A 12,222-nucleotide genomic window follows, 5' to 3' on the forward strand; every position below is an offset into this window, starting at 1 on the left:
AAGTATTTAAATGGTTACTTACTTTAGTTAAGCAGGAAACAGATGATCTTTAAAAAAAAACAATTTGAATTATTATTCTATCCTAAACAAATAGCCATTATTGGTGCTTCTACTAAAGTCAACAAAGTAGGCTATGCTTTATTGAAAAACATATTGGACGCAGATTATAAGGGTGAAGTTTTTCCAGTTAACATTAATGCAAAGCAAATTCTTGGAGTTAAAACCTATCAAAATATAAAGGAAATAAATCATTCCATTGACCTTGCAATTATTGCAGTTGCTGCTCCTATTGTTCCTGAAATATTAACTGATTGTCAAAAGAAAGGAATTAAAGCAATCATCATTATTTCAGCTGGGTTTAAAGAAACGGGATTAATAAGTGGTAAAATATTAGAGCAACAGATATCAAATTTTATTTCCGAACATGATTTATTGGTTGTAGGACCTAATTGTCTAGGCATTATCAATACAGATCCAAAAACTAGTCTTAATGCCACTTTTGCCAGAGCCATACCACCGAGAGGTAATATTGCATTTATTTCTCAAAGTGGCGCCATTGGTATTCACGCATTAGAATTTGCTGATAAGCACGATATTGGATTCAGTAAATTTGTGACCATTGGCAATAAATCTGCCTTGGATGAAAATGACTTTATAGACTATTTATACAATGATATCCAAACAAAGGTCATATTAATATATCTCGAGAATTTTGCAGATGGTATTCGTTTTCGAGAAATCGTAAAAAGAAACAATAAAATAAATAGAAAGCCTATTATTCTTTTAAAATCTGGGCGAAGTGAAAGTGGTAAAAAGGCAGCGCTTTCTCACACCGGTTCATTGGCAGGAGAGGATGGAATGATTTCGTATTTTCTGGAAGATTGCAGTGTGATAAGGGTTAATACGATGGAAGAAATGTTCCATTCAGCGATGATCATGGCCAATCAGCCAGTTCCTAAAGGTGATAAACTATTAGTGGTTACCAACGCAGGTGGACAGGGAATAATGGCAATGGATAGTGCAGAGAAATATCATCTAAAAGTTGCAGAACTATTAGAAGAGGAACAACATCTATTAAAAACTTTACTTCCACCACCTGCATCTGTAAAGAATCCTATTGATATATTAGGTGACGCAACCGCTGATAGATATCGCGATACCCTCAGAGATTTAATTAAGTTAAATTCTTTTGACTTGTTACTTGTCATATGCACACCTCAGTTTATGACCAAAAGAGAAGAAATTCTGAAAAGTCTTAAATCAATCTTAGAGAAAGCAAGAAAAAGGAATATACCAATTGCAGCAGTTTTTCCGAATGTACAAGATGATGCTGTTATGAAATTGTTTGATGAATATGATTTACCAAATTATGAATTTCCTGAGCAAGCGGTGAAGGCACTTTCATATTATTCGAACTTTGGAAAGTATTCACAAACGGAAGAATTAAACCCATCCAAAAAATTAGCTGAAAGGAAATACTTGACTATTAAAAAGCAGATAGATGAATTAAAAAAGGCAGGCGAACGCTATTTTAATGAAATTCAAAGCTATAGTTTATTAAAAGAATTTGGATTTGAAATAGCACCTTATGCTGTTTCAACTAATTTAAAAGAGGCACTTCAGACTAGTAAAATTAAGTATCCAATGGTTGCTAAAATTTTGGCAAAAGGTGTGATTCATAAGTATGATATCGGAGGTGTAATTGTGAATATCTCCAACAAAAATGACTTAATAGAAGCCTTTAGTAAGATATCAACTTGTGTGTCAGCAGATCGCTTTCAAGCTGTAGTACTCCAAAGTATGGTTAAAAATGGAGTCGAGTTAATAATGGGGATTAAGTATCATGAAGGATTTGGGCATGCCATAATGTTTGGGATGGGTGGAACCAAAGTAGAAATTCTTCAGGATGTAATTTTTGGTATGGCTCCATTATCTAAAACAAAAGCACTTCAAATGATCAATTCAATAAAAGGGGTCAAGTTGTTAGAAGGTTACAGATCTCAGCCTCCAGTAAATAAAGAAGGCTTGGCAAATTTGCTGCTAAAATTATCCTATATAGTTTATAATTTCCCAGAAATCAGTTCATTAGATCTCAATCCTGTATTTGCTTCTGAAACAGAGCTTTTAGTCGCTGATGCAAGAATCTTCATTAAATAAATTATCTATCCCAACCTGATAATGCTATTCAATAACCTAGCTAAAATCAGTCATTTCTAATTTTTGAATAAATCCCCTCAGTAGACCTAAGAAATTGATGATTTAATGAAACAACCCTAGAGGAAAGCAGAGCCAATAAAACATATAACTCCTAGTGTATATTTATAATTTATGCTCTCGATTTAAATCATAGATTTTGGTGATTTAAGTCATAATATGTCTCAATACCAATTTGTAGATTTATTTCCATAACAAAATGCTACCGATATGGAAGAGATGACTAAAACCCTCCAAGAAACGGCTGATGAGCTGTTATCAAGAGCTAATAATGAATTATGCAAACCTGAAGAGGACGTAGTACACTACAGCGTTTGTCAGAATGCATATAACGCCATCGTAAATTTTTTAGGAAGTTTTCTTTTAGAAAATGGAGCTGATTTTGATAAATCTTCAAATGTAGCTGACTTACTTTCTAGATGTAGAGAAATTGATAAAAGATTTAATGAACTCCATTTAGCACCACTTTATCATCCTACGCAAAACGAGGATGTGTGGATGAGTTTAGATACCGTCAATAGTTTTATGGCGATGGCTACAAATACACGAAATATGGTGCTTGGTAAATAAATAAAAATTAAAGGAAAGACTCATGAGTAAGATTGTCAAACCGAAATATCCAGGAATCGCTGCAGCACTAGACGGCAATTCTGCAGCCATTATGTGCGAACGTGAATCCTCAGATGCAGCTGGAGCTTATCCGATCACTCCATCTACGCAAATGGGAGAGTACTGGGCGGAAGAGGCCGCAAAAGGACATCTCAATATTTCAAATAAGCCACTTATATTCATTGAACCTGAAGGAGAACATGCAGCAGCAGCTGTAACTGCCGGACTTTCTATGACTGGTCAACGAGCAGCTAATTTTTCGTCTGGTCAGGGCATTGCCTATATGCATGAATCCTTGTATGCGGCAGTCGGTAAGAGACTTACTTATGTGTTGAATATAGGAGCCAGAGCCATGACAAAGGCCACGCTCAACGTTCATGCCGGACACGATGACTACCATGCAGTGGATGACACAGGTTTTTTTCAGCTATTTGCCAAGAATGCCCAACATGTAGCCGATCTCAATGTTATTGCCCACCGTGTAGCAGAATTGGCCCTTACACCTGGAATTATTGCTCAAGATGGATTTTTAACCACTCACTTAATTGAAAGCTTATTAGTTCCAGAACGTGAGTTAATCAAAGAATTTCTAGGTAGACCTGATGATATCATAAACACACCAACTCCAGCTCAAAAAATAATTTTCGGTGAACAAAGAAGAAGGATTCCTGAGTTATGGGATGTGGATAATCCAATGATGGCGGGTATCGTTCAAAATCAAGATTCCTATATGCAAAGTGTGGCTGCCCAACGACCATTCTTTTTTGATCATATTAAAGAATTAACCGATCAAGCTTTTAAAGAATATGGGGAACTGACAGGTAGAAAGTATCAACGTGTAATGTCTTATAAAGCTGAAGATGCTGATTACCTGATTCTTGCTCAGGGAAGTGTAATTCCAAGTGCTGAAGCAGTAGTTGATTATCTTAGAGAGACTCGAAAACTCAAAGTGGGTGTAGTAGATTTAGTGATGTTCCGTCCATTTCCTGCTGATCACCTATCCAAAATCCTTAAAGGAAAAAAAGGAGTGGTGGTCTTGGAAAGACTGGATCAACCGCTAGCAGAAGATTTACCAATAGCGCGTGAGCTTCGGTCAGTCTTATCAAAATGCCTCGAAAATGGGCTTTCAAAAAGGGATAAACCTTATCCTGAAATCGAATCTTATCAATTAAAAGAAGTACCAAGAATTTATTCTGGTTCCTTTGGAATGGGTAGCCGTGATTTGCAAGCTGAAGGGATCATAGGTGCTGTTGAAAATATGCTGCCTGAAGGCAAACACAAAAAATTATTTTACTTATCCATAGATTTTATCCGTGACAATCCTTTTACACCTAAGCAAAGAGCTCATCAAGAGACCATAGAGGCGGCATATCCTAAAGTAAAGGAATTAGCAGTGCATGGCTCTGAGAGCCCCAACCTTATGCCAAAAGGAGCTACTACTGTTCGTTTCCACTCTGTTGGGGGATGGGGCGCTATAACTACAGGTAAAAACTTGGCAATGACACTATATGACTTGCTTGGTTATGATATTAAAGCAAATCCAAAATATGGTTCAGAGAAGAAAGGACAACCCACCACTTACTATCTAGCCGCAGCTCCAGAACCTATTCGAATGAACTGCGAGTTCTATTTTGTGGATGTGGTTTTATCACCTGATCCAAATGTATTTAAGCATACCAATGCACTTGCAGGCTTAAAAGATGGTGGATGTTTTATAATCCAAAGCGATAAAGCAAATCAGGATGAAGTGTGGGCTAGTATTCCAAAGCAGTATCAAAAATTGATTGTCAAAAATAATATTCATGTTTTTTACATTGATGGCTTTAAAATCGCCAGAGAAGAAGCTACAGATCCTGAACTTCAGTTACGTATGCAGGGAATTGCCTTTCAAGGAGCCTTCTTTGCAGCCTCCCCTTTGATGAAAACAGCTGGTTTAAATGAAAAGGAATTATTGCAAGCCATTGAAGATCAATTACAATCCAAATTTGGTGGTAAAGGTCAAAGGGTAGTGGATGATAATATGCGTGTAGTAAAACGTGGGTTCACAGAAATTACTGAAATCACCAATAAAGAAATTCAGACTGGTTCCGCTATTCATTCCAATGGTTCTTTTGGAATTCCAATTCCAAAAATGTTGAAGGAGCTGCCACAAAGCAAATCCACCTTGAGTGATATCCATCGGTTTTGGGAGCAAACAGGCAACTTCTATGCACAAGGCATGGGAAATGATAATATAACTGATCCTTTCATTGGATTGAGTGTTATGCCGGCTGTTTCTTCAGTATTTCGAGATATGACAGGCATTCGCTTTGAACATCCTGATTGGATTCCAAATAATTGTACTGCATGCGGCAAATGCTATACGGTTTGCCCGGATACTGCTATACCTGGACTGGTTAGCGAATTAAAAGATGTGCTGGATACAATAGTTAAGCGGGTTAAAAAGAATCATGAAAAGGTAAGTCACTTACAAAAAGCCGCAAGAACTTTGGAAGGAAAGATCAGGACATTATTGAATTCATCTTCCAATGGTGCTACGGTTAATAATTATGTTAAAGAGGCTATCGATCAGATGATAGACGAGAATAAAGGTCAGGCCGAGATGGTGGAAGAGCTGGGATGGTTCAGGGAAGAGTTAGGGGATTTTCAATTTGCCCTCACCAGACCATATTATGATTTACATGAAAAGAAAGCGGCAAATAGTGGCGGTTTATTTAGTATTACTATAAACCCAAATACCTGTAAAGGCTGCAACGAATGCATTCAGGTTTGTGAAGATGATGCGCTCAGGCCAATTATTCAAACTGATGGCTCTATAGCTAAACTGAGAAAAGATTGGGACTTATGGATGGACCTTCCTACTACTCCAGAGAAATATAATCGCATTTCTGATCTGGAAGAGAAAATTGGCCCATTAGAAACTATCCTTTTAAACAAAGAGGCTTATTTAAATTTTGCAAGTGGTGATGGCGCTTGTCTTGGTTGTTCGGAAAAATCAGTGGTTCATTTGTTTGTAGCCACGGTAGAATCTTTAATGCAGCCACGTATTAAGAAACACTTAGATCATTTGGATGAACTCATTCAAAAGATGGAACATCACATCCAGTCTCGATTAATAGAAAATGTAAATATTAACGATACAGAGGCAATAGCAAGAATCCTTAAAGATACGCATGATTCAGATCTTACCATGTCGGGCATTGCCAGTAGGTTAGAATCAGAAAGTGGAAGTAAGCCAATTGATCAGGATTGGTTGCAAGAAACCACACAACTGCTATCCCAATTAAAGCGGCTGAAATGGAAATATACCGATGGAACAAGCGGTAAAGGTAGATCTTCAATGGGAATGACTAACGCCACTGGATGTACTTCTGTATGGGGTAGTACTTATCCTTATAATCCGTACCCATTCCCTTGGGCAAATCATCTATTTCAAGATTCAACCTCTATGGCAATGGGTATTTTTGAAGGACACATGGCGAAAATGGCGGAAGGATTTACTATTATTCGTAAGGTTGAGTTGGAATTAGAAGGAAAATATAAGCCAGAAGAAGACAAAGATTTCTTTACCTATTTCAATTGGCATCAATTTACGGATGAGGAATGGCTGCTTTGTCCACCAGTGGTGGCCTTAGGTGGCGATGGAGCAATGTATGATATTGGTTTCCAAAACCTATCCCGAATGATGGCTTCCGGTAAGCCGATTAAAGTGATTGTGGTTGATACTCAGGTATATTCCAACACAGGAGGACAAGCTTGTACTTCAGGCTTTATAGGCCAGATTTCTGATATGGCACAATATGGAAAGGTATGGAAAGGAAAATCTGAACCTAGAAAAGAAATTGGATTAGTAGCTATGGCTCATCGTAATACCTATGTGATGCAAGCTTCTCTGGCAAACACAAGTCATATGATTGAAGGTTTTATTGACGGCCTGACTACAAAAAGACCTGCATTGTTTAATCTTTACACCACCTGCCAACCTGAGCATGGGGTAGCAGATGATTTAGGAGTACATCAGGCAAAATTGGCAGTAGAGTCAAGAGCCTATCCAATATTCAAATACAACCCTGATTTGGGCGTAAAAGTCCAAGAAGCGCTTGACCTTTCCGGGAATCCTGCAATGGATCAAGACTGGCCAACTTACCAGTTGAAATATGAGGAAAACGGTATAGAGAAGACAATGGAGGTTCCTATGACTTTTGCAGATTTTGCCTTAACAGAAGCGCGTTTTAGAAAGCATTTTAGAAATGCACCACGCAATTCATGGAATGACAATATGATCTTACTGACTGACTTCCTAGAGCTGGAAGAAGGAGAGCGTGAAGGTAAATTCCCTTTTATTTGGGCAGTAGACAGGAAAAGTCAACTGAGTAGAGTATTAGTCGCCAAACCAATAGTAGAATCATGCGAGGAGCGCAGAGATTTCTGGATTTTGTTGCGTGATTTAGCAGGTACTAATTATGAAGATGCTACAGAAATTGACCTTGAGAGTAAGATAAGGTCTGAGGTGGTGAGTAAAATCACCCAAAAGCTCATGCAATTGGCAGGAGGAAAGGGTGCAACTATTCCAGATGTAAGTCCTGTGGTTAAAAAAGTTGAAAAGCAAGAGGAAGCTGAATCAAAAGCTGAACCAAAAGCTGAATCAAAAGCTGAACCAAAAGCTGAATCAAAAGCTGAACCTAGTACAAGTAGCGAGTCAGTCATGTCTCCATGGATAGAATCAGATGAGTGTACTTCCTGTGATGAATGCATCAATATAAATGCTAAAATATTTGCATACAATAAAGACAAACAAGCCTATATCAAAGATCCTACGGGCGGACCCTATCAAGATTTAGTGATAGCGGCTGAAAAATGTACAGCGCAAGTGATTCATCCAGGATTACCAGCTGATCCAAGCGCTAAGGATATGGATAAATGGATCAAAAGGGGAGAGAAATTTAATTAATCCGTTATGAAACTAGCAAAAAACACCTTCAAGAACGGAATACATCCTCCTGAAAATAAAGAGGAAACGAATGGATTACCTATTCGCCAATTTTCATTTTCACCTTTAATCATTTTACCGCTTGCTCAACATATTGGAGCACCCTCCAAAATTATAGTAAGAGAAGGGCAGGAGGTAGTCAGGGGACAAATTCTAGCAGAATCAGACGGATACCTTTCCGTTCCACTCCATGCTCCAGCTAGCGGAATGGTAAGGAAAATTAGCAATGTGCCCACTATCTCAGGAAAGATGACAACAGGCATATATCTAGAGCCATTTCCTTCTTCCACACAAGAGATATTAGAAGGAAATCCCATTGATTTAGACACTGCATCCCCAGAGGAAATACTTCTAGGAATTCAGCAGGCAGGAATCGTAGGATTGGGGGGCGCTGCATTTCCCACTCATGCCAAATTAAAAATTCCGGAAGGCAAGTATTGTGATACTTTAATCATTAATGGAATTGAATGCGAACCCTATTTAACCACCGATCATCGGGTAATGCTTGAGCAACCCAGTGATATATTCCTAGGAATCAAATACTTAATGAAAGCAACTGGAGCTAAACGTACCATAATTGGTATTGAAGCGAATAAGCAGGATGCGGCCAATTTCTTAAGAAGTCTTCTTCCTAAAAATGAACCAATTTCAATAGAAGTAGTGCCGGTTAAATATCCACAAGGAGCTGAGAAAATGTTAATTACCGCTCTTTTGGACAAAGAAGTGCCTTCAGGCGGCTTGCCTATTGATGTTCATGCAGTGGTAGTAAATGTAGCAACCACTGCGGAGATCGGTCGATTGCTTCCTCATGGTAGAGGTATTCAAGAGCGTGTGATTACCATTACAGGACCTGGTGTTAAGAAGAAGGGTAATTATCTTATTCCAATTGGCACTCCACTTCGATATGTATTAGAGCAGGTAGGAGTAGATGAATCAATTAGTGAAGTATATATGGGAGGCCCAATGATGGGAGTTGCGGTTGCTAATCTGGACATTTCAATTGTAAAGGGCACTTCGGGAATAGTGGTTTTTAATGAAGAACAGCTACATCGTGCTGCCCAGGTTTACCCGTGTATCAAATGTGGTGCTTGTGTAGATGCATGCCCACTTTCATTAAATCCATCCAAACTGGGTATTCTTGCCAAATTCGAATCTTATGAAAAAATGGCGGATGAATATCATCTAATGGATTGCTTTGAATGTGGTTCTTGCTCCTATGTGTGTCCATCAAATATTCCCTTAGTACAATATTTCCGACTATCGAAATCTATTATAAGAAAACGAAAAGTAGCCTGATGAAAAAGCATACACTCCATATCAGTACTTCGCCACATCTTAAAAAAGACCTTAGTGTAGAGGTGATTATGCGGAATGTGGTATTAGCATTAATGCCAACCGCTATATTTTCGATTTATGCTTTTGGATGGAATGCGGCTTTAGTATTGCTAACTGCTGTTGTTTCCTGTGTTTTGACTGAACATGTGTTATGTCGATTGACCAATAAGAGGAGTACTCTTTCCGATTGGTCTGCTATTATCACAGGATTGCTTTTAGGCTTGACATTACCACCTATTTTCCCACTTTGGATGACCTTTCTGGGAGGCGTGTTTGCCATCGGAATGGGTAAGTTCCTTTTTGGAGGATTGGGTTATAATGTATTTAACCCGGCATTAGTTGGAAGAGCTGTACTTCAAGCTGCATTTCCTGTAGCTATTACTACTTGGTATGCAAGCTTTTCTGTTAACCGTTTTACTGAACTTCATCCAGCTGTCTTAGGTGCTCCTTTTATGAAACCCATAGTAGATGGAACATCAGGCGCAACTCCTCTTTCAGCCTGGAAATTCGATGGTATAACCACAGATACTGCAGATTTAGCATTAGGGTTGGTGAGCGGATCAGCGGGAGAGACCTCCTCTATTTTAATTCTAATTGGAGGTTTGTATTTAGTATTTCGAAATTTCATGAATTGGAGAATTCCTGTTTCTATTCTCACCACGGTTTTCATTTTTAGTGGGATACTCTATTGGATAGATCCTGTTGAGTATCCTTCTCCTTTATTTATGCTCTTTTCAGGAGGGCTGATGCTTGGCGCTGTATTTATGGCAACCGACATGGTAGCCTCACCCATAACCAGTTGGGGCGTGATTCTCTACGGTATTATTATTGGAGCATTAGTGGTGATCATACGGCTTTGGGGCGGCTTACCTGAAGGCGTAATGTATGCTATTTTGCTCGCTAATGCGCTTTCTCCACATATAGATAGATTGATTCGATATAGAGTTTACGGAACTTCACTAAAAACTTCATGAAAGAGCAAAATACCATATCGCCCCCTAACAGTTTTAAAATGGTACGAGCAATGGCTGGTATCGGAATTATATGCGGACTGTTGATTGTACTTACTTATGAAGGCACATTACCCAGAATTGAGAGATTAAGAGCAGAGGCTTTACAAGAAGCTATTTTCAAAGTTATTCCGGGTAGCACCCAAATGAAGCCATTTTCTTATCAAGACAATACATTCGCTCCAGCTAAAGAAACTGATGAAAATATCATCTATGCAGGTTATGATGATGTGGGTGAACTGAAGGGAATAGCAATAGTAGCGGCTGGTCAGGGTTATGCAGATATTATTCGAATTATATATGGATATAGCATTGATAAACAAGGTGTTATAGGATTCTATGTTTTGGAAAGTAAGGAAACACCCGGCCTTGGAGATAAGATTGAAAAGGAACAGTTTTTTTTGGATAATTTCAATGCCTTGGATGTATCCCTTACCGAAGACAAAAATGCCATTAAGAATAAAGTAACCACTGTAAAGCAAGGCGGGAAATTGAATGAGTGGGAAATTGACGGAATAACGGGAGCCACTATTTCTTCACGGGCTATAGGAGATATAATCGCAAAGAGTACAGAGAAATGGGTTCCCATTATTTATAAGAATAGAGAAGTGTTTAAAAGCTTTGAAAATGAGTAATCAAGAAATCGATAAAGGAAGTATCAATACCGCTCCATCTTCCACTGATGAGTTTATCAAAGGTTTATGGAAGGAGAATCCGGTATTTGTTCAGGTGCTGGGTATGTGTCCTGTCTTGGCCGTTTCCAATACAGCGGTGAATGCTTTGGCTATGGGCATGGCAACAGCATTCGTCCTGCTGATGTCCAATATTTTGGTGTCATTGCTCAGAAACTTTATTCCCAAGGAAGTCAGGATTGCTTCTTATATATTGATAATCGCCACATTTGTCACCATCACAGATTATGCTATTCAGGCTATCAGCATTGATTTACACAAAAGTCTTGGAGCATTTATTTCATTGATTGTGGTAAACTGTCTGATTTTAAGCAGGGCAGAGGCCTTTGCTTCTAAAAATACGGTGGGGAAATCAGTAATGGATGCATTAGGAATGGGTCTAGGCTTCATCCTTGCACTTTTCAGCTTAGGCGCGGTTCGAGAAATTTTAGGGAATGGTGCTTTTTTCGGAATTGCCCTATTTCCTGATGGATTTCAGGAATGGGTAATTATGATCCTTCCAGCCGGAGGTTTTTTTACGCTAGCTGCCTGGTTGCTGTTTTTCAATTTAATTAAACAAAGAAAGGCTTTATCATGAATCAGGAAACCTATAGTCAGATATTTATAAATGCTTGCCTAGTGAATAACTTTGTTTTAGCATATTTCCTTGGTATTTGTCCATTCTTAGGTGTTTCAGGGAAGATTGACACTTCAAGCAAAATGGGGGCAGCGGTCACTTTTGTGATGTTAATAAGCTCAATCTGTGCTTATGGCATCCATTCACTATTGATTGCAATCAATGCGCCTTTTCTTCAGTTGATTAGCTATATCGTGGTGATTGCCTCTACTGTGCAATTAGTTGAAATGTTTGTTAAGAAAATGAGCCCAACTCTTTTCAAGGCTTTGGGTATTTTTCTGCCTTTAATCACTACCAATTGCGCTATTCTTGGGCTTGCTTTATTCCAAACTAATAAAGGCTATGATTTTTTCCAAAGCATAGTATATGCTTTGGGTGCTGGAGCAGGTTTTACCCTTGCACTAATTTTAATCGCAGGTCTTCGAGAACAACTCGAATTTGCAGAAGTACCAAAAGTCATTAAGGGAACGGTATTGACTTTAATTGTGGCTGGCATATTATCGCTGGCTTTTATGGGGTTTTCAGGTTTAGGTAGTAGTTAAATAGATGTATGATGATAAAATATGCGATAGGAATACTCGGAATTACAGCCTTAATGATTATTTGGGCTTTGGTGCAGTATTTATGGCGCAAAGCCTTTATCGATCAGCAAACGGATGAGGATGTGCTAGCAGGCAGATCAGCTTGTGGAAGTTGTGGCTGCGGTACCATTTGTAAAAAACAAAAAAGTAGCATTAAAGAAATTAAAAGATAAAG

The 12,222-nt window shown here is 38.5% G+C and carries 9 protein-coding genes; all 9 read left to right on the forward strand.

Annotation, left to right across the window (positions count from 1 at the left end):
- Positions 1-42: 42 nt before the first annotated feature.
- The 9 genes from QYS49_RS12485 (at position 43) to QYS49_RS12525 (ending at position 12,220) form a co-directional block, all read left to right on the forward strand.
- Positions 43-2,157: an acetate--CoA ligase family protein gene (locus QYS49_RS12485; protein ID WP_308347685.1), complete on the forward strand. Its 2,115-nt coding sequence runs from the start codon at positions 43-45 to the stop codon at positions 2,155-2,157.
- A 267-nt stretch (positions 2,158-2,424) separates the two neighbouring features.
- A complete protein-coding gene (locus tag QYS49_RS12490; protein WP_308347687.1) occupies positions 2,425-2,784 on the forward strand; it encodes a hypothetical protein in 360 nt (119 codons plus the stop codon).
- Between the two features lie 22 nt (positions 2,785-2,806).
- Positions 2,807-7,774 (forward strand): 2-oxoacid:acceptor oxidoreductase family protein, encoded by a 4,968-nt coding sequence (locus QYS49_RS12495; protein ID WP_308347688.1) that lies wholly within the window; start codon positions 2,807-2,809, stop codon positions 7,772-7,774.
- A gap of 6 nt (positions 7,775-7,780) precedes the next feature.
- Entirely contained in the window at positions 7,781-9,109 is a 1,329-nt protein-coding gene (rsxC, locus tag QYS49_RS12500; protein ID WP_308347689.1) for an electron transport complex subunit RsxC, read from the forward strand.
- A complete protein-coding gene (locus QYS49_RS12505) occupies positions 9,109-10,122 on the forward strand; it encodes an RnfABCDGE type electron transport complex subunit D (protein WP_308347690.1) in 1,014 nt (337 codons plus the stop codon). The genes rsxC and QYS49_RS12505 overlap by 1 nt, the downstream gene beginning before the upstream one ends.
- The gene (locus QYS49_RS12510; RefSeq protein WP_308347692.1) at positions 10,119-10,793 is read left to right on the forward strand and encodes an RnfABCDGE type electron transport complex subunit G; all 675 of its coding nucleotides are present in this window, start codon (positions 10,119-10,121) and stop codon (positions 10,791-10,793) included. Before QYS49_RS12505 ends, QYS49_RS12510 begins: the two co-directional genes overlap by 4 nt.
- A complete protein-coding gene (rsxE, locus tag QYS49_RS12515) occupies positions 10,786-11,427 on the forward strand; it encodes an electron transport complex subunit RsxE (RefSeq protein WP_308347694.1) in 642 nt (213 codons plus the stop codon). The genes QYS49_RS12510 and rsxE overlap by 8 nt, the downstream gene beginning before the upstream one ends.
- Entirely contained in the window at positions 11,424-12,008 is a 585-nt protein-coding gene (locus QYS49_RS12520; RefSeq protein WP_308347696.1) for an electron transport complex protein RnfA, read from the forward strand. Before rsxE ends, QYS49_RS12520 begins: the two co-directional genes overlap by 4 nt.
- A gap of 8 nt (positions 12,009-12,016) precedes the next feature.
- Positions 12,017-12,220, forward strand: a complete 204-nt coding sequence (locus QYS49_RS12525) for a hypothetical protein (RefSeq protein WP_308347698.1) — start codon at positions 12,017-12,019, stop codon at positions 12,218-12,220.
- Positions 12,221-12,222 lie beyond the last annotated feature (2 nt).

The sequence above is a fragment of the Marivirga salinae genome (assembly GCF_030503855.1).
Taxonomy (GTDB): domain Bacteria; phylum Bacteroidota; class Bacteroidia; order Cytophagales; family Cyclobacteriaceae; genus Marivirga; species Marivirga salinarum.

Bases quoted from the DNA above. Each gene is read 5' to 3' on its own strand.
- QYS49_RS12485 (WP_308347685.1), top strand. From the start codon at position 43: ATGATCTTTAAAAAAAAACAATTTGAATTATTATTCTATCCTAAACAA.
- QYS49_RS12490 (WP_308347687.1), top strand. From the start codon at position 2,425: ATGGAAGAGATGACTAAAACCCTCCAAGAAACGGCTGATGAGCTGTTA.
- QYS49_RS12495 (WP_308347688.1), top strand. From the start codon at position 2,807: ATGAGTAAGATTGTCAAACCGAAATATCCAGGAATCGCTGCAGCACTA.
- rsxC (WP_308347689.1), top strand. From the start codon at position 7,781: ATGAAACTAGCAAAAAACACCTTCAAGAACGGAATACATCCTCCTGAA.
- QYS49_RS12505 (WP_308347690.1), top strand. From the start codon at position 9,109: ATGAAAAAGCATACACTCCATATCAGTACTTCGCCACATCTTAAAAAA.
- QYS49_RS12510 (WP_308347692.1), top strand. From the start codon at position 10,119: ATGAAAGAGCAAAATACCATATCGCCCCCTAACAGTTTTAAAATGGTA.
- rsxE (WP_308347694.1), top strand. From the start codon at position 10,786: ATGAGTAATCAAGAAATCGATAAAGGAAGTATCAATACCGCTCCATCT.
- QYS49_RS12520 (WP_308347696.1), top strand. From the start codon at position 11,424: ATGAATCAGGAAACCTATAGTCAGATATTTATAAATGCTTGCCTAGTG.
- QYS49_RS12525 (WP_308347698.1), top strand. From the start codon at position 12,017: ATGATGATAAAATATGCGATAGGAATACTCGGAATTACAGCCTTAATG.